The sequence below is a fragment of the Mycobacterium terramassiliense genome, assembly GCF_900157385.1.
Lineage (GTDB): Bacteria > Actinomycetota > Actinomycetes > Mycobacteriales > Mycobacteriaceae > Mycobacterium > Mycobacterium terramassiliense.
The window spans coordinates 2,221,658-2,239,621 of record NZ_LT717701.1 but is presented as its reverse complement, the minus strand read 5'-3'; the positions used below and the strand labels follow the sequence as shown (position 1 = coordinate 2,239,621).

The following is a 17,964-nucleotide window of genomic DNA, read 5'->3' as shown; positions in this document are numbered from 1 at the left end:
TCAGCTTGCCACCCGGAGGATGGCCGCCGAGCAGAAAGCCCACAGGTCATCGACGCTGGTCGAGCGCCCACCGGACAACACCGCGGAGTGCGACGTCGCCAGCAGCAGCTCCTGAAGCAGCGCAGCCTGGGTGGCCAGCGGGACGTCGTCCCGCAGCAAGCCGGCATCAGCAACCTCTTCGAGCAACTCAACGATGAAGGAATGCAAGGGTTCCAAGGCGTAAGCGAGGTCATTGGGGCGGGACTCGGCCAGTCGCAGGTGCAGAACACTGAGCCCGCGCGCCAGTCGGGCCGGCATCGCGGTGATTTCGGACAGTGCCTCCATCAAGGCCCGCACCCGCAGCACGGGATCCGCGATGCCCTCGCACCGCTCCCGGATCATGGGCATCGCCGTAGTCCGCAGAATCGTCTCGTATACCGCCAGCAGCAGGCTGTCTTTGCCATCGAAAAAGGTATAGAAGGTCCGCTGTGACATGTTCGATTTGTCAACGACGTCCTGAATCGTGAAGTCGCTTTCGTCTCTCTCCCCGAGCAGCTCTATCGCCGCCGCGACGAAGCGATCACTGCGGGCCTGGGCACGCGCGCGGGCGTTGCGCAGCGAACGATCGACACTGTCCTTCTGCCAACTCGGTACGGGCGCCTCCGCCGGTTGATGATCTTTCGTCGCCTTCAGCTCACTTGACCGCGCCATGACGCTCCGCTCTCTCAAGGTCGACTTCGGCCAGGAAGTCACCGATAACTCCCCTGACCGTATCTGGGCACTTCTGGTGGGCCGAATGCGCCGCGCCCTCGATCTCGACAAATCGGGCCCGCGGATTGACTTGCGCGAACCGCCGACCCTGCTGCTGACGCGTACGTTCGTCCCGCTCGCCTGCCATCAACAGAATCGGGCACGCGATGCCAGCCAACGCCTCATCGCTCAGTTCGGGCCAAGTAACGCTGTCCTCGTGTAGCGCCGTGACCAGGTCGCGCCAATGCTCGGGGCCATGGGTGGCCTCGTGCAGGCGTCGTAGCGCGAAGGGCCAGGTGCGGTGCAGATGCTCGAGCCGCGGAGCGCGGTAATCGCTGGGGCGTCCGGTCCCGGGAGAAATGAGAACCAAAGATCGGGCCGTTCCCGGGGTCTCCAGCTCCAGCGTGAGCGCGATCTCCGCGCCGTAGGAGAAACCCACGATGTGCGGGCGACCCAGGCCCAGGTAATCGATGAGATAGCGCAGGTCGGAACGGACCGCGGTCCCCGTCATGGCTGTCGGCCGGAATTCCGATCGGCCGTGGCCGCGTAGATCGGGCAGGATGCAGCGATAACCCGGCCCCAGAGCAGCGGCCAGCTCAGCCCACTCGAATTCGCCGGTCGCCGTCGCGCCGTGGACGAACAGGATTGGCTGAGGTCCGTCGCCGATCTCCGCATACGCCAGCGCCAACCCATCGTATCGATAGGTGAAGGCACGGGGTGCGCTCAGCCGATCAGTCATGCACGCCCTCAACAACGTGATTCTCGTTACGTGGCAGACCCCAGGTTCGTTCAGAGACAGACGACGCCAATCGAGCCTTCATTGTCTCCCGCACGCCCTCCGCTGACGTCTACTGAATCCTTGCATGGCGCCCATCATGTTCTACCAGTGCGAAACGCTTAGGTGCTGTCTGACGAGGTTAACATGCTAAAGCTGAGCCAGCCCGCCTATCGGACACGTGATGGTGATCGCAACTCAGCTCCAGGCAATGGATTTGAGTTCGGTGAACTCCTCGATTCCGTGGTGGCCCCATTCCCTGCCGATGCCGCTCTGCTTGAATCCGCCGAAGACACCGGTGATGCCCACCCCGCTGGGCTGGTTGGCCGACCAGCCAGGACCGGAACTGCCCAGAGCCTCGGCATTGATGGTGGGCGACCCCACCGTCTGCACCGAGACGTTTCCGGCCCGGATCTGACGGGCGACGTTGAATCCGCGCGCGGTATTACCTGCGATGACGCCGCCACCGAGTCCGTAAATCGAATCGTTGGCGATGCGAATCGCCTCCTCTTCGGTCTTGTAGGTGATCACCGTGAGGACCGGACCGAAGATTTCCTCCTGCGCAATACGCATGTCATTGCGGGCGTTGATGAACAGCGTCGGCTCGTAAAAGAACCCCTTGGCCAGGTGCTCGGGCCGCTTGCCGCCAAAGACCAGCTCGGCGCCCTCATCGAGACCGGATTGCACGTATGCCTCCACTCGAGCCCGTTGCCGCTCTCGGATCAACGGGCCGATGAGCGTGTCGGGCTCCCGGGGGTCGCCGACCTTGAGAGACGCCGCCGACTTCTTGGCTCCCTCCACGTACGCGTCGAGCAGGTGCTCGGGCAGCAGCATCCTGGTCTGGATGGCACAGCCCTGCCCGGCATGGATCATCGAGGTGATGATGCCCATGTTGGCGACATGGTCTTCAGGGACGTCATCCAAGACGATCGATGCGCTTTTGCCGCCGAGCTCGAGTTGCAGGCGCTTGACCGTAGGGGCGGCGGCCGCCATTATGGCCCGCCCGGTCGCGGTCGAGCCGGTGAAAGTGACCATGTCGACCAGCGGATGAGTAGTCATCTCCGCGCCGACCTCAGGCCCGCCCGCGATGACATTGAGCACACCGGGCGGAAGGTCGGCGTCCTGAGCTGCTTTGGCGATTTCGAACGCGTCCAGCGGCGTCCACTGGTGCGGTTTGAGCACCACGGCGCAGCCGGCCGCCAAGGCCGGCAGAACCTTCACGATGTTGAGGAAGAAGGGAAAGTTGAACGGGGTGATCGCGGCGACCACACCGAGCGGCTCCCGCACCACAGCGTGTCCGGCCATTCCGGTCGGCCCCCCGGCCGGCGGGGACACTTCGGTCCAGCGCACCGCGAGTTCCATGGCCTCGGCAACCCACTCGGCGATGTCAATCGTTCCGCGTACCTGAATGATGTCGGCGAGGAAGCCGACCGACCCTGACTCGGCCATCACCAGCTTCTTGAGGAAATCGTGGCGCTCATCAAGGATGGCGGCGAATCGGCGCAGGACCTTTGCCCGATCTCGAGGCGACGTCCGTGGCCAGGGCCCGTCGTCGAACGCCCGCCGAGCAGCCGCGATCGCCGCGTGGGTGGCCTTGAGACCGGCATCGGGAACCGAGCCGATGACCTCCTCGGTGGCCGGGTCGATGACTTCGATGACCCCGACCGTGTCGTCGGCCGTCCAGGCGCCGTCGATGAACATGTCGTCGTAATCCCACCGCTCACTCACCGCGCATTACCTCCACTCTCAAGAATTTGACGCCAACTGCATCGCCCAGTCAGGCCTGCTGCCGCAGACGTGCCGATGTCAGGAGACGCTAGCAGCGTATCCCTATATGGAGAATATTATGTTCCTGATCTTGCACCTGTTATATCTGTCTATGGCAGTCATCATCTTCGCGGTCACCTTGGTTGGAGGGAACATGGAAGACGTACTGGGATATGCGGGGCGCCACGTGGTGGTTACCGGTGCCGCGTCCGGCATGGGCGCCGCGACGGCGACGATCTTGACCAAGCTGGGGGCGCGGGTCACGGCGCTCGACGTGCGGCCCACCGAGGCGTCGGTCGACCGGGCGCTCGAGGTGGACTTGCGGGACCGCGCATCCATCGAGCGGGCAGCAGAGTCCATCGATGCGCCGGTCCACGGCTATTTCGGCTGCGCAGGCCTACCCGGGCCGCCGTTCTCCGGTCTGGACGTAATGCTGGTCAACTTCGTGGGGGCTCGGCACCTGGTGAACCTGATCCTGCCCAAGATTCCAGCGGGCGGTGCGATCGCCGTGGTCGCATCCAATGCCGCCATGGGGTGGCAACTGGAGCTGGAGCAGCTGATGGAAGTCGTGTCCACTGACGGATTCGACGAAGGCAAGCAGTGGTGCGAGGCCAACGAGGAGATGGGGGCGGTCGGCGCATACCCGTTTTCAAAGAAGGCGATCAACGCCTGGGTGGCGTCCCGGGCCGCCACGCTGATCACCAATGGCATCCGGCTCAACTGCATCAACCCCGGCCCCACGGACACCGCGATGCTGCCCCACTTCGTAGAATTCGCCGGGCAGAACGTCATCGACGCCTTCGTCGGCCCGATCCGGCGGCGCTCAACCGCCGAGGAACAGGCATGGCCGCTGATCTTCCTCAACAGCCCCCGATCGAGCTACATCAACGGCGAAGCATTGGTGACCGACGGTGGATTTTTCGGCGCCGTGCAGTCCGGCCAGCTCGATCTCACCAAGATGTTCGCTTCCCCCGACACCGCTTCCGCTGGATCGTGACGCTCCGTGACCAGTGGGCGAGGGGTTGCTGCCGTGTCGCACCGAGTCATCCAATGGGGGACCGGCAACACCGGGGCACACAGTTTGCGTTTCCTGCTCGAGGACCCGGCTTTCGACGTCGTCGGGGTGTGGGTGAAACGGGAGCAGAATATCGGGCGCACCGCCGGGGAGCTGGCTGGCTTGCCGTCGGATGGACCGATCGCCACCCATGATGTCGATGATCTCGTCGCGATGGCCGCCGACTGCGTCGTATACATGGCGGCAGAGCCCACCGGGTCCCCCAAGGAGCCCGGCACCGACGGCTGGGAAAGCGTCGATACCATGTGCCGACTCTTGGCCAGCGGCAAGAACGTCGTGGCCACCGGCATCTCCGGGCTGACCAACCCGCGGGCGTTCGGCGACGACGTTTACGACCGCCTGCGCCTCGCGGCTGAGTCGGGAGGGACCACGTTCTTCGGCACCGGCATCGAACCGGGCTTCATGTGCGATGCACTGGCACTCAGCCTGAGCAGCATCTCCCGCGACATCAGGTCGATCCGCGCGCAGGAGTGCCTCAGTTATGCGACGTACGACCAGCCCAACTACCACGTCTCGCACGGCGGGATCTGGGGCGCAACCTGCGACCCCAGCTTTGGCAACGCGTTCGCCGAACACATCCTGGCGGCAGGCATGGGCGGCCCGGTCCTCCTGCTTGCCGAAGCCCTTGGCGTGGCACTCGACGATCTCACGACCGTGGTCGACCTCGCCGCCGCCGACGAGGACTTCGAGGTCCCCATGGGACCGATAGGCAAGGGCACCGTGGCCGGATACCGCTTCGAACTCCTCGGCATCGTCGGCGCGGAAGCCAGGATCGCCGTCGAACACATCACCCGAATCCATCCCGACGTCGCACCGCATTGGCCGTCGATCGGTTCCGGCGGCTTCCGGGTAATCGTGGACGGCACACCATCATTCACTGCCGAAGTCACCTTCGACGAGGACGACCCGACCAAGGCGGGTTGCGTGGCAACAGCAGCGCGAGTCGTGAATTCGATCCCAACCGTGTGTGCCGCTCCGTCCGGCGTCTGCTCGTTTCTCGACCTTCCCATGATCAGCGCGGCCGGCTCTTTCAGCTGACCCCGTCGACCCGTGATCGAACGGGAGTGATGTCAGAGCAGGCCGCGTGCACCATGCGGTGGCAGGTCTAGGTAGGGCAGCACCCCGGCAGGCGCGGCGCAGACCGCGGGAATGGCGTTCGTGACCGGCGTGACGGCGACGATGTAGCCGGCATGGGTGCTGTCGCCGAAGTCCGAGGTGAGCGACATGTCCACCTTGATGTTGGGCTCACCGTCGATCACCACCCGGTAGCAGTCGTCGAGGCCGTGCTCAGGAAAGTCCTCCCGACGCAGTTTGGTGATGTGCTCGATCACGATGCGTGCCTCACCATCGACGATGCCCCTGATTTCGAAGGACATGCCCGACACGGTGCCGTTGGCGATGCGGCCCGAGGCGATCTCGAAGTCCTCGTCGGCGTGGATGACGTGGTGCGCCTCGTCGATGCCGTCGAGCGTCACGCCCATCGCGTCGGCCAACATGGCGACGGAGGGTCCCCAAATGCTGGCCGTCACACCGGGCAAGAGGATCATCGAGGACGACGTGTCGGCCTCGCCGAAACCGTACAAACCCAGCTGCGGGTTGTTCCACGGGCCGTAGTTGTAGATCTCGAACAGCCTGATCGAGCGAACCTGCTGGGCCACGTTGAGCGGCGCCAGCGCCAGCCCGAAACCGGCCCACCCCGGGCACGAGGGCAGCACATCGGACGGCCCAAGGGGCTTGACCACTCGAAAATGGCTTTGGCGCGGCAGATGCACGCCAGCGGTGAGTCGGTGAGCACCATCGCGACCACGCTTGGGGTAAGCCGTGCAACCGTCTACCGTGTACTCGCGGAACAGGGTGGCGCCGCCGACGAGTGACCTATCCCCAGCGGTTCAGTTTGAGCAGGGTTGCACAACGCCACCAGCGATTCCCGGCACGGAGTGAGGGCGGTATACCGTCGCAACCCGCCGCACCGATCCCAACGGGCCATGTCGCCGCAACTGTGGCAGGCGGCTGACCATGAACTCGAAAAGTCGGACCGCTGTGTTCAAGTCGCAACGGCACTCTCCCTCAGTGGAGGCCAATCGAACCAGGAGTGGAATAGGGTTGGCACATGGCGGCCGAAGAGAACAAGGAGTCATCGTCGAAGCTGCCCGACAACCTTCTGGCTCTTCCGCTGTGGGCGGCCGTCACAGCTCTCGGCCTCTTGAGCGCCGGTGTAGTCGTCGGGTTTATCTTCCTCCTAACCCCGCTGGGTGAAGCTGAACGCACCGCTGGTAGCGGGCTGCTCGTAATCTCTCTTCCAGTGCTTTCGGTCGCGATTGGCATCCTGGGTGCAAGCTGGGCTCGTACTGAGCGCATCGACAGCATGGTGGCAGGTTTCTTGCGTCACACTGTGCGCAAGAAACTTGAGATCTACCTTGTTGGAACCAAGTCAGACAAGGTTGGGGACACTCCCTACCCACCCTTATTCAACCGAATCGAAACATTCTCCCGTTCGTCGATAAGCTCGTACTGCCACTTTCATCTGTTTGATGACAAAGAGCGGCGATTTGACATTCTCGTCAAGTCCAATGTGTTCAACTTCGAGATCGCGTTCTACCTGCACCTGGCCGCTCCGCCCGCCGGATACACGGATGCGCACAGAGAACAATCCTTCGACTACGAGTCACTCAAGGACTGGTCTGTCGCGGCAACCCAGAATCCGTTGATCGCCCTGGCCACGGGAACGATGCACGGAAGTATCGCAGAGGGATACACCGTTTACGTACAGGCGAGGCCCGATGAGAACGGCGGGATTGTGGCGACGTATAGGCTGCGCCAGAAACTTCAGTCGAACTTCTTGACGTCTCCTTATCTACGCCGCTATTTCTCCGAAGACGCCGCGCTTGCAAGCTACTATTTCTTCGCCGAAGCACTTGCAAAGGGTGGAAGCACAATTCTGGGTGGAGCAGCCAGTTACTATTAGGATGACGTTGCTCGTCTCGGAACTCAAAAGGCAGTGACGTCGCCGTGGGCTCCGGCCTCCTTTGCCTGGGGGAACCCCAACTCGCCGGCTGGCCGGACACCCCAGGCAAATCACCATCCCTCTCCCCGGCGAAAATCGGGTCGAGCTATGCAAATGCAATTCGCTGATAGACTTAAAGTAGCAGGTCAGTGTTGTGGTAGGGGTCGCCAGCCCTCGCCGTCGGGGTCGCGCTCCATCGGAATCCAGCCGCAGATCCGGCCGATCTCCCAGGCCTGCTCGTTCGTCATCGGCGGTGCTTCGGCAACGGCCTGCCTGCACGTCTCTAGGTCCGCCTCGTCCAGGCCAAAGAAGTTGTAGATGTCCACGAGGCGCACCGTAAACCCAAACGCCGGGAGGATTCCATGGCTCTGTGTAAGGAAAGCTGCGGCCGGATAAGCCCGGTGTTCACTTCGAGCTGCGAAGAGGGCGAGCGCGTATGCCGCAATCCATTTGAAAACAATTGATTTCGCCTACCGACCGCACGCCAGGCCCCACAATCCGTAGCCGTCGCTATTAAGTTGTCAGGAGGTTGGTGTGTCGTTCGTCGTTGCAATACCGGAGGCTTTTGCCGCAGCGTCGCAGGACTTCACAAGTGTCGGGTCGGCGATTAACGAGGCCTACGCGACGGCAGCGGCCTCGACGACGCAGGTGGTGTCCGCGGCTCAAGATGAGGTGTCGACGGCGGTCGCGGCGTTGTTCGGCGGCTACGGCCGGGAGTTTCACACGCTGAGCGCCAAGGCCGCGGCGTTTCACGACCAGTTCGTCCGGGCCTTGACCGGCGGCGCGTCCTCCTATGTCGAGGCTGAGGCCGCCAACGTGCTGGGGTTGATGGGCGGCGCCACAGCATCTGGGGCGGCGGCGGCCCCGGGGGCTGACGAGGGAAATGTCGTCGGATTTATCTTCGCACTTCTCGCAAAAGCATTCGCAGCGTCCGCGCCCGCAAGTGTCAAATTTCTTGGAAACATCGCGCCCAGAACGGAAAATTTTCTCGAGGGGTTGGAACGATCGCTAATTGCGAACGCTCAGAATGCGCACGCGCGGGCGCAGCTAATGCGGGCTCAGCGGATAGTAGCCAACGGTCTTCAGCTGCTTGGCAAGGACGGAGCGCTGCTCTATACCGATGGACGAGAAGTCGTTGCAATCGGGGGCAACTTCCCTTACCACTGGCCTTACACTGAAGACTTTCTTTATACTTGGGGGCCACATATACGGGCCTCCTGGGGTTGGACCGATCAATTTATGCAAAGCATTTTTAGAACGGAGATACATGTCGTAGAGCGCGGCGAGGGGCTCGCCCAAACTTATTTCCAGAAGGTCGGCAACCAGGTCTTCCTGATCGACACCGATGCCGAAGGCCAAATCTACCAACGGTTGACCACGACGGAAACGAGTATCGCACAAGCGGTGCAAGGGCTACGACAAATACTTGGACCAGTACAACAACAAGTTCTACAGGTTCTCAGAGATGCAGAACCACAAATCAGAGATTTGCAACATTTAGAAGGAGGAATACAAGACGCGAGAACGGCTATTGAACAAGCAGAACAAGAATATTTAAGACAAGCAGAGCAAGCGGCGATACAAGCACAAAACGAGGCAAGGCAGTTGGACAACCCAATATTCTTACAGCAGCTGCTTGTGGGGCAGATTGACGTAGACCCATTGCCAGCAGCCAAGGAGTTTGTTGAGGGTCTTGAGTCCCGCGTCGCTGCACTTATCCGGGAGGCGCAGGGCACGCCGTAGCGGGGAATGCCTCCGGCGGATGCACCTAAGCTAGAGCCCCGATATGCGACCGACTAGGCAGCACGGCAGCGATCTGTGGTGGATCATTCACCGCCCCGGCTTCACAACACCCTCTGGAGCGCAGCAGGTCCAGGCGATGGTCGAGAACATCAGCGAACACGTCGAATCTCTTACGCACGCCCATTAGGCGCTCATCGCGTGCGTCAGCGGTTGCCGACAATCCTGGCGAGTGCAATCCCTCGGCGCTAGCCGAATTGCTGGTCTATTCGTGGAATCCGCGACTAACACGCTTCGGCCAGCGGCAGCGTGCATCGAGGCCAGGGGGCGGGTTGCCCTCTGGCCTTCGCACGAAAAGTCAGGCGCGTCTATCCCGGCGCGAGCGGCCTTTTCAGGGTGCAGACGATGCTCCACTCGAAATAGTGATCGCCGCCTTCGTCATACTCCTTGAACCGGCGGGCGACCTGGCTGCGCTGCACCGAGGAGCCCACGATCTCCCAGCCCTGTTCCCCGTAGGCTTTCGACTGACGACTCGCCTCGTCGATCACCGCCGGCAGGGACTCGTTCGTGTAATGGACGAAACGGGTTTCCCACCGCTGCGGATACCAATTTCCGTCGGAGGCCAGCCACCACCCCGGCCCGGGCGAAGCAGTATTCATGGCCGGGCACCCTACGCCCCCCAGGTCGCGCCCACATGAATGAAAAGTAACGGGCGTCGTGCCTAGCTGATGTTGGCGTTGCCGGCCTTCCACACCGGCCAGGGGACGTTCCAGTCCCCGAGCCCCTCGGTGCCCGGCAGCGTCGGCCCCACGGTGTGCACGACCTCGACGATGTCGCCGCTCTTGCTGTGGTCGTAATACCACTCCGCGTTGCTGGGGCTCACGTTCAAACACCCGTGGCTGGTATTGGTGTGGCCCTGCGCGCCGACCGACCAGGGCGCGGAGTGCACGAACACCCCGCTGTAGGAAAGCTGCGTGGCCCATTCGACGTCGGTGCGATACCCGTTGGGCGAGTTGACCGGAACCCCGTAGGTCGACGAATCCATGATGATGTGCTTGAACCGCCCACCCACGATGTAGATCCCGTTGGCGGTGGGGGTGCTGTCCTTGCCCATCGACGTCGGCATGGTCCTGACGACTTCTCCGTTGACCCGCACGGTCACCATCTTGGTGGTGTCGTCGGCGGTGGAGATGACCTCGTCGCCAATGGTGAAGTGCGCCTTGACGTTGTCCTCGCCGAACATCCCGTCGCCCAGATCGGCGCCGTAGGTGTTCACCGCCACATCGACGGCGGTGCCGGGCTTCCAGAAATGCTCTGGGCGCCAACGCACTTCGCGGTTGTTCAGCCAGTAGAACGCGCCCTCGACGGGCGGGTTGGTGGTGATGACGATCGCCTTCTGCGCCGCGGCGCGGTCGGCGATGTTCTCGTCGAATCGGATCGCCACGGGCTCACCGATGCCGACCACCTCGCCGTCACCGGGGCTGACGTAGGGCATCGTCAGATGGGCCGGCGAACTGGTCTGGAAGGTCATCTGGCGGGTCGCGGCGCCGCCCAGGCCCAGCGCCTTCACGCTGAGCGTGTAGCGCCTGTTGTAGCCCAGCTGCTCGGTCGTCGACCAATGCAGCCCGTCGGGGCTGAGCTGACCGCCGATCGAGCGCCCGTTCTCGTTGACCATGGTCACCGACCCCAGCACGCCGTCGGCGACGCTCACCGTCACCGGCGCATCCACGGTGACGCCGACGGCGCCGTCGTTCACCGAGGAGGTCAGCTTCGGAACCAGCAGGTCGGCGAACGGCGTGCCCTTGTCGAAGATGACCTTCACCGGCGCGGCGGTGTGGCTGCCGCTGCAGGCAACGCCGACGACAGCAAACACGACCATGGCGGCAACCAGCCACGGTCGGCGTCTGCGCAAAGGCGTCATCAAGTGACCTTCCACATTCGATCGGCATAGTTTGGTCACCGCTGACCAGAACAGTGGAAGCATTGTAATGGGTTTTCGGCGCCCACGATGCGGCCTCGGCGGGGCGGCTGTCCAGTGTCTACGCCGGTTGGTCCACCGAGGTTTGGCGCCGCGCCTGGACCCCGTCACGCGTGGTGACCGCCTCGACGCGCGCGAGTTTCACGATGGCTGCCGTCGCCGCCAGCCCGGCCGCCGCAAGGACGTACATCCCGGCGCGACCGGTGTGCAGCGTCTCGCCGAGGACGACGACACCCAGCACCGCCGCCACGACGGGCTGCGACACCTGCAGGGTCGGCATCGACGCGCTCAAGGGCCCCGCCTGAAACGCCGCCTGGCTCCACACCACGCCGCCCGCCGCGGCGAGAATGCACGCGTAGATCTCGGGGGTGCGGGCCACCGCCCAGCCGCCGTCGCCGAGCCGGGCGACGACCTCCTTGGTCAGCACCGCGAAGACCCCCCACAGCGCCCCTGAGACGAACGCAAACAACGCTGCGGCCAGGGCGCCTCCCCGAATGCGGCCGACCACCAAACACGCCACCAGCAGCGGCGCCAGCACCACGACCACGGCCACCCAGGTGCCCAGCGATGCGCCGGACCGCCCGGCCTGCGGGTTGCCGACGATGACGATCACCATCACCGCCGCCGTCAGCAGGCCGGCCCAGATCCACTCGCCACCGGTCACCTTGCGGCGCCAGACCCTGGCATTGATCGGCAGCGCGAACAGCAGCGACAGCATCAGCAGCGCCTGCACCAGCAGCACCGAACCCCGCCCCAGCGCGGCGGCCTGCAGCGCGATGCTCGCCGCCAGCAGCAGTGCCCCCCACCACCACCGCGGGTCGCGCAGCAGCTTGGCGATCAATGCGACGTGGCCGACGGACCGGTCGGTGATGCCGTGCGCCGCCCGTTGCTGCAGCACGTCACCGCCGGCGATGCACAGCGCGGACGCCAGCGCCAGCAGGGCGGCGAAATACGTGCCGGCCATCAAGGGGCCCCTAACGGGGGCGATACGGCGATCGCGACGGCGCGACACGGCGTGGCGACGGCAATCCGAGTGATTCCTCGCAGCATCGCGTATCCCTATACCCGAAAGCGGCCGCTTGAACGCCCCACGTCGCCGGGGCTCACCGCGGCTAAGTTTGGCGATCCGACACCCGGGTATCGAAACCGAAACGGCACCTCAGTAGGCGGATTGGACAAGCGATGAACGCGACGGACGACGCCATCACGATCAGGCACCCCACCGAAAATGACTGGCAGGCGGTCTATGAGAACCAAGCTCGCACCTTCGGGGACCCGGTGGACCCGCGCGCGGTGAAAGCGTGGAAACGCCGGGTGGAACTCGAGGACATCCTGGTCGCCGAGGATCACTCCGATCCGGAACATCCCACCCTGGTGGGGACGTCCATCATCTACCGCGCGCGGATCACCGTGCCCGGCGGTGGGAGCCTGCGGGCCGCGTGGCTGACAATGATCGCGGTCGCCTCGACGCACCAGGGAACCGGGATATGGGCGCAGCTCAGCTCCCAGGGACTGGGCAAACTGTTGGAGCGCGGCTACCCGATCGTCTGCGGCGTCCCGACCCAGACCGCCATGTACGACGGTTTTGGTGCCGGCGTGGCGAGCTACACGCACTCCTACTGCATCGACCGCCGCTTCGCGAAGCTGCGTGACGCGCCGAGCGGGAGCCGGGCGCGCGAAGTCAACGCCGACGAGGCAAAGCGCCTGCTGCCGGAAATCTACGAACGATGGTGCGCGGTGACCACCGGCGCGGTGGAGCGCGACGAAGCCTGGTGGGCGGACTTTTTGGAGGACAGGCCCACCCAGCGGGGCAACGGATCCGCGCTGAACTTCACCGTCCATCCGGACGGATTCCTGGCTTACCGCGTCATCGGTGCGGGCAAACACGCTTTCCGGCCGCCGTTCGGGTCGGTGATCGTCGAGGACTTCTTCGCCATCACCGACGACGCCCACACCGAGCTGCTGCAGACGCTGTTGGTGCTGGAGATGTTCGACCACATCGAGATAGACCTGCCGGTCGACGATCCGCTGCCCCTCAAGCTGCGCGACCAGCGTGCCGCGCCCACGATCGGGATGAGCGATTTCCTGTGGGTGCGGATCAACGACGTGCCCGAAGTGCTTGGCGCGCGGGTGTACTCCGCCGACACCGACGTAGTGCTGGACGTCACAGACCCACTCGACCTCGCCGGCGGGCGGTTCCTGCTCCAGACCCGTGACGGCACGGGCAAATGCACACCGCACGACGGGCCCGCGGACGTCGAAATCGGTCTGGCCGAATTGGCGACGCTCTACATGGGGGCGCACCGCGCGTCCCAACTGCTGCGGGCCGACCGCATCACCGAACTGCGCCCCGGCGCGCTGCGCGACCTGGATGCCGCGTTCGCGACCGAGCGGGCGCCCTACTGCGGAACGCTTTTTTGACGTCCCCGCACAGAAATCGCGCGTCGCTCGGCAGCTATCCTGGACGACATCGGGATTTCGCTTGGCGGCAGGACGCCTGTTATTGTCGCGTACGCGGTCTCGGCCGTACACGGCGCCGTTAGCTCAGTTGGTAGAGCAGCTGACTCTTAATCAGCGGGTCCGGGGTTCGAAACCCTGACGGCGCACTCACAGCAGAATGGGCGCACCTCACCGGCGCGCACGACCCGTAATCGTTACGTTTGCGGGCCCGGGGCTACCGCGTGTCGCGGCTGGTGCAGCAGTGCACGAACGAGTGGGCGCGGTCCGACGGAGCGAAGCATCTGGCTGGCTGGGCGGACCCGTACCCGCTTGGGCCACCAGAACCACCGTCCCATCACCGTCATGATCGACGGCGTGATGAGCGATCGCACGACGAAGGTGTCGAACATCAGGCCGATGCCGATCGTGGTGCCGAATTGGCCGATCGCCCGCAGATCGCTGGTGATCATCGTGGCCATGGTGACGGCGAACACCAGACCGGCCGCGGTCACGACCGGGCCGGTGAGACCCATCCCACGGATGAGTCCCGTTTTCAGGCCGGCCCCGATCTCCTCTTCGATTCGGGACACCAGCATCAAGTTGTAATCCGATCCGACGGCCAAGAGTACGATCAACGCGAATTCGGTTGCGACCCAGTGCAACTGGAAGTTGAGCAGGTGCTGCCAGATCAACGTCGAGAACCCGAAGGCGGCCCCCAGCGACATCACGATCGTGCCGACGATGACGCCCGCAGCGACCAAGGCGCGGGTGACGATCACCATGATGATGAAGATGAGCAGGATCGAGGCCACTGCGGCGATCAGCAGGTCGTACTTGGCGCCGTTGGCGATGTCGTAAAACGTTGCGGCCGTGCCGCCGAGGTAGATGTCGGCGTTTTGCAGCGAGGTGAGTTTCAGTGCCTCCTTGGCCGCATTGCGCTCCTTGTCGACCGACGAGATTCCTTCCGTCGTCGCCGGGTCCACCGAGTGGGTGATGATGAACCGAGCAGCCTTGCCGTCCGGCGACACCATCAAGCTCAACCCCAGTTGGAAGTCCGGATTCTGGAAGATTTCGGGGGGCAGGTAGAACAGGCTCTCGATCTGAGAGTCGTTGAAGGACTTTCCCATCACGGCGTTCGTGTCGGTCAGTCGGTCGAACTGATCGACCAGGTTGTCGAACGTGCTGTAGATGGTCAGAGTCGTATCGCGGATCGCCTTCGTGACGGCGATATTCTCAGGGATGATCGCCAGCAATTCGCGCGTCGCCGTAGCCGTCTGATTGAGGTCGCCGGTGAGAGCGTGAAACTTCTCGGCCAGTTGATCGAAACCGTCGAGGGCGTCGAACAGGCTTCGTAGCGACCAGCAAATGGGGATGTCGTAGCAGTGCCTCTCCCAGTAGAAGTAACTGCGAATCGGTCTCCAGAAGTCGTCGAAATCCGCGATGTGGTCCCGGATTTCGTCCGTGATGGCCGCGGTCTCCCCCGTCGTTTTCGAGCTGTCGTCCGCGGCGTTCGCGAGTTTCTGGGTCACCGCGTACTGGCGCTCCAACAGGGTGATCTGGGTGTCGAGGAAGCCGGTGATCTTCTTGATGTCGCCGACGCGGTCCTTGAGGTAGTTCAGGTTGCTGCGGATCGGCGCGGTTTGCACACTGAGCTGGAACGGAACGGATCCATCTTGAATCGGCGGCCCAAGAGGTCTGGTGATGCTCTGCACCCGTTCGATGCCGGGCACCCGGAAGATGGCTCCGGCAATCTTGTCCAGGACGAGCATGTCGGTGGGATTGCGCAGATCGTGGTCCGATTCGATCATCAACAGGTCGGGGTTCAGCCGGGCCTGGGTGAAGTGTCGATCGGCCGCGTCGTACGCCTGAACCGAGGACGCACTCTTCGGTAGGTAGTACAGGTCGTTGTAGCGCGGGTTGAAGCCCGACAATCCCAGGGCGCCGACAATCGCCAGGATGACGGCGGTGGCCAGGATGGGTGCCGGCCAGCGCACGATGGCCGTCGCCAGGCGGCGCCACCGGGTGTAGTTGAATTTTCGCTTCGGATCGAATAGGCCGAAGCCGCTCGCGAACGCGATCAGCGCCGGTGTCAGGGTCACCCCGGCGGCCACCACCACCAGCAGACCGATTGCGCACGGATACGCCAACGAACTGAAGTAGGGCAGCCGAGTGAAATGCAGACAGGCCAGCGCCCCGACGATCGTCAAACCCGAGCCCAGCACCACCTTGGTGACCCCGGCGAAGGTGTCGTAGTAGGCGGCTTCGCGGTCCAGTCCCCGCTCCCGGGCCTCCTGGTAGCGCCCCACCATGAATATCGCGTAGTCGGTCCCGGCCGCGATGGCCAGCGCCGTCAGCATATTGACGGCAAACGTCGACAGGCCCATGATGCCGGTGTCGCCCAGCAGCGCAACCACGCCCCGGCCAGTGGCCAATCCGACGAACAGAATCACCATCGTCAGCAGCACGGTGCCGATGGATCGATAAACGAACGTCAGCATGATCGCGATGATGATGACGGTGATGATCGTCATCTTGAACAGGCTCGCGTTACCCACCACGATCGTGTCGTCCGTCAGGGCTCCCTGACCCGCCACGTAGGCCTTCACCCCCGGCGGCGGCTTGGAGTCCTCAACGATCTTGCGAACCGCGTCAACCGACTTGTCGCCGACGGCCCCGCCCTGGTCGCCGCGCAGGTTGACCTGGACGTAGGCGGACTTGTGGTCGTAGCTCTCGACACCGGAGGTCGTAAACCGCTGCCCCCAGAAGTCGAGCGCATGCTCGACGTGTTTGGTGTCCTGCTTCAGCTTTCGGACCAGATCGTCGTAATACCGGTGAGCGTCCTGGTCAAGAGGTTTGTCACCGATGAGGGTCACCAGGACGAGGTTGTCGGAGTCGTACTCCTTGAATTTCTCCCCGATGTGCTTCATCCCCGTCACCGAAGGCGCGTCGGATGGCGAGAGCGGCACCGAGACGTCCTCGGCCACCTTCTCCAACTGCGGGACGAAGACGTTGACACCGACCGCGATCAGCAGCCAGATCAGGACGATCGGCAGCGCGAGGACGCGGACGGCGTGGGCCACCCGTGGCTTGTGCTCAACTTCCCGCGCGACGGGGATTTCGTCTGTGTCGCTGGTGTCGCTGGTGTCGTTGGTCACGCCGATTTGTCCAAGCAGGAGACCTGCGCATCGCGCGTGTTGACCTGTTGTTGATCGACCAATTTGCCGTCGACGGTGATCCGGCAGCCGATAGAGGCGCTGTCACCTTGGGCGACCACGTAGGCGAAGATGCCGGGCATCTCGGCGACAATCGTCTGCGACCACGGCAACGTGGTGAAGTTGGCCTTGTGCGGTTGTGCGTCCGCATCCATCCAGTTGACGACGCCCGTCGTCCCCGGCGGTCCCAGGACTTCGTAGATGGCGGTCTTGGCCGCATACGGCGGGGTCGCATCCCGGGGATCGGGCTTGGGCAGGCCGGGCCCTGGGAAGACCCCGTTGAGTCGGCCCACGGCAACGCCGCCGATGATCAGTGCCACGATGACCACCAGCGGAACCCATGCCCGCTTCAGAAGCGTCAACACCGTCCCCCCGACTAGGAGTGTGCGACGAACTTAGGTTAAGGCACCTCGTCTCGTCGCGCTTGCCGTCGGTGGCCAACGCCATTTCTGCCGAGTTAATTCCGACGGTGCGCGGTCGCCTCGGCGCCGCGCGTCGGCCCGGCCGCAACTGCACCACTCGTGTATCCACCCGATCAGGTTGCTGGGCGACGACGTGACGTCAGGGTGGGTTACTGGCGCGCGGACAGCAGTGAACAACGCTCGGCACCGCGATGCCCATGGTCGCATCGTGGGGCTAAAGCCCCGGAGACGATTGTTCGAGTCGGAGGCATGGAAGCGATATGCACTGCATGCAATTTCGCCGTAAGGCTCCGATTTACTTTCCGTTGACCTCGCGCCCATCAACCTCGTTGAGATGGCCGCGTGGTCGTGTCGAATCGTGGCGATGGCGAGGACCACGACGACTGAATTGGTTTCGTAAGTAATTAACTCGCGGGGCGAAGATGTCTTGCGAAATGTCGAGTGTTCGAACGGGTCTGAAACCTGCACCGATTCGGCGCAATGGCGCGTACCCTGACCGACATGGCTACCAAGACCAAGGTCAAGACCTGCGTGCATTGCGGCCACACATTCGATCCGAACGACCGACGGCGTGACCTGTCCGATCCGGACTGGCTTCCGGCGGCATCAATTTATTGCTCGCATGAATGCAGTGACCGGTTCCATTGCGATATGGCACATTCCTGCTCGACCCACGTGAAAGAAAAGGCTCGTCGCGAAGCCGCCAAGGCCGCACGATAATCCGCGCTTCCACCAGACCCGTAGGCCCGCCAATTCCTGTGACCAATTGGCTATTGAAGGCGTAATTGCCGCAGGCCGGAGGTCGGGTTCGAAACCCTGACGG

At 63.5% G+C, this 17,964-nt stretch carries 16 protein-coding genes, 1 tRNA gene and 1 pseudogene; 8 read left to right on the top strand and 10 right to left on the bottom strand.

What is annotated here, in order from left to right; translation table 11 throughout:
- From MTAB308_RS25315 to MTAB308_RS25305, 3 genes are all read right to left on the bottom strand, one after another.
- Positions 1-690, bottom strand: a complete 690-nt coding sequence (locus tag MTAB308_RS25315) for a TetR/AcrR family transcriptional regulator (RefSeq protein WP_077103203.1) — start codon at positions 688-690, stop codon at positions 1-3.
- A complete protein-coding gene (locus tag MTAB308_RS25310; RefSeq protein WP_077103201.1) occupies positions 674-1,468 on the bottom strand; it encodes an alpha/beta fold hydrolase in 795 nt (264 codons plus the stop codon). The genes MTAB308_RS25315 and MTAB308_RS25310 overlap by 17 nt, the downstream gene beginning before the upstream one ends.
- Before the next feature lie 234 nt (positions 1,469-1,702).
- Positions 1,703-3,232 carry an aldehyde dehydrogenase family protein gene (locus MTAB308_RS25305; protein ID WP_077103199.1) on the bottom strand — a complete coding sequence of 510 codons (1,530 nt, stop codon included), beginning with the start codon at positions 3,230-3,232 and terminating at the stop codon, positions 1,703-1,705.
- Between the two features lie 118 nt (positions 3,233-3,350).
- On the opposite strand from MTAB308_RS25305, the gene MTAB308_RS25300 reads away from it, so the two are divergent.
- Positions 3,351-4,268, top strand: a complete 918-nt coding sequence (locus MTAB308_RS25300) for an SDR family oxidoreductase (protein ID WP_245831487.1) — start codon at positions 3,351-3,353, stop codon at positions 4,266-4,268.
- 33 nt (positions 4,269-4,301) lie between these two features.
- Positions 4,302-5,384: an NAD(P)H-dependent amine dehydrogenase family protein gene (locus MTAB308_RS25295; RefSeq protein ID WP_077103197.1), complete on the top strand. Its 1,083-nt coding sequence runs from the start codon at positions 4,302-4,304 to the stop codon at positions 5,382-5,384.
- Positions 5,385-5,416: 32 nt separating this feature from the next.
- Here MTAB308_RS25295 and MTAB308_RS30010 read toward each other — a convergent pair whose 3' ends face one another.
- Complete coding sequence (locus tag MTAB308_RS30010) at positions 5,417-5,842, bottom strand: hypothetical protein (protein ID WP_281253131.1); 426 nt, start codon at positions 5,840-5,842, stop codon at positions 5,417-5,419.
- Positions 5,843-6,040: 198 nt separating this feature from the next.
- On the opposite strand from MTAB308_RS30010, the pseudogene MTAB308_RS25285 reads away from it, so the two are divergent.
- Positions 6,041-6,220 (top strand): annotated as a pseudogene (locus tag MTAB308_RS25285) (helix-turn-helix domain-containing protein); the annotation flags it as partial.
- Positions 6,221-6,456: 236 nt separating this feature from the next.
- Positions 6,457-7,311 (top strand): hypothetical protein, encoded by an 855-nt coding sequence (locus MTAB308_RS25280; protein WP_077103193.1) that lies wholly within the window; start codon positions 6,457-6,459, stop codon positions 7,309-7,311.
- A 185-nt stretch (positions 7,312-7,496) separates the two neighbouring features.
- Here MTAB308_RS25280 and MTAB308_RS25275 read toward each other — a convergent pair whose 3' ends face one another.
- Complete coding sequence (locus MTAB308_RS25275; protein WP_077103190.1) at positions 7,497-7,676, bottom strand: hypothetical protein; 180 nt, start codon at positions 7,674-7,676, stop codon at positions 7,497-7,499.
- 208 nt (positions 7,677-7,884) lie between these two features.
- On the opposite strand from MTAB308_RS25275, the gene MTAB308_RS30380 reads away from it, so the two are divergent.
- Positions 7,885-9,093 (top strand): PE family protein, encoded by a 1,209-nt coding sequence (locus MTAB308_RS30380; RefSeq protein WP_077103188.1) that lies wholly within the window; start codon positions 7,885-7,887, stop codon positions 9,091-9,093.
- A gap of 365 nt (positions 9,094-9,458) precedes the next feature.
- Here the strand turns inward: MTAB308_RS30380 and MTAB308_RS25265 are convergent, their stop codons facing one another.
- From MTAB308_RS25265 to MTAB308_RS25255, 3 genes are all read right to left on the bottom strand, one after another.
- Complete coding sequence (locus MTAB308_RS25265; RefSeq protein ID WP_077103186.1) at positions 9,459-9,749, bottom strand: hypothetical protein; 291 nt, start codon at positions 9,747-9,749, stop codon at positions 9,459-9,461.
- Positions 9,750-9,811: 62 nt separating this feature from the next.
- Positions 9,812-11,011: a L,D-transpeptidase gene (locus tag MTAB308_RS25260; protein ID WP_077103183.1), complete on the bottom strand. Its 1,200-nt coding sequence runs from the start codon at positions 11,009-11,011 to the stop codon at positions 9,812-9,814.
- Between the two features lie 118 nt (positions 11,012-11,129).
- Complete coding sequence (locus MTAB308_RS25255; RefSeq protein WP_077103181.1) at positions 11,130-12,032, bottom strand: DMT family transporter; 903 nt, start codon at positions 12,030-12,032, stop codon at positions 11,130-11,132.
- Positions 12,033-12,250: 218 nt separating this feature from the next.
- Between MTAB308_RS25255 and MTAB308_RS25250 the strand changes: the two genes are divergently transcribed.
- Both MTAB308_RS25250 and MTAB308_RS25245 read left to right on the top strand, forming a co-directional pair.
- The gene (locus MTAB308_RS25250) at positions 12,251-13,489 is read left to right on the top strand and encodes a GNAT family N-acetyltransferase (protein ID WP_077103179.1); all 1,239 of its coding nucleotides are present in this window, start codon (positions 12,251-12,253) and stop codon (positions 13,487-13,489) included.
- A 112-nt stretch (positions 13,490-13,601) separates the two neighbouring features.
- Positions 13,602-13,674, top strand: a tRNA-Lys gene (locus MTAB308_RS25245).
- Between the two features lie 48 nt (positions 13,675-13,722).
- Here the strand turns inward: MTAB308_RS25245 and MTAB308_RS25240 are convergent.
- Entirely contained in the window at positions 13,723-16,662 is a 2,940-nt protein-coding gene (locus tag MTAB308_RS25240; protein ID WP_077103177.1) for an MMPL/RND family transporter, read from the bottom strand.
- Positions 16,659-17,081 carry an MmpS family transport accessory protein gene (locus MTAB308_RS25235; protein ID WP_173842230.1) on the bottom strand — a complete coding sequence of 141 codons (423 nt, stop codon included), beginning with the start codon at positions 17,079-17,081 and terminating at the stop codon, positions 16,659-16,661. The genes MTAB308_RS25240 and MTAB308_RS25235 overlap by 4 nt, the downstream gene beginning before the upstream one ends.
- Before the next feature lie 561 nt (positions 17,082-17,642).
- On the opposite strand from MTAB308_RS25235, the gene MTAB308_RS25230 reads away from it, so the two are divergent.
- Positions 17,643-17,861, top strand: coding sequence for a ferric uptake regulation protein (locus MTAB308_RS25230; protein WP_077104781.1), 219 nt, complete (start codon positions 17,643-17,645; stop codon positions 17,859-17,861).
- Positions 17,862-17,964 lie beyond the last annotated feature (103 nt).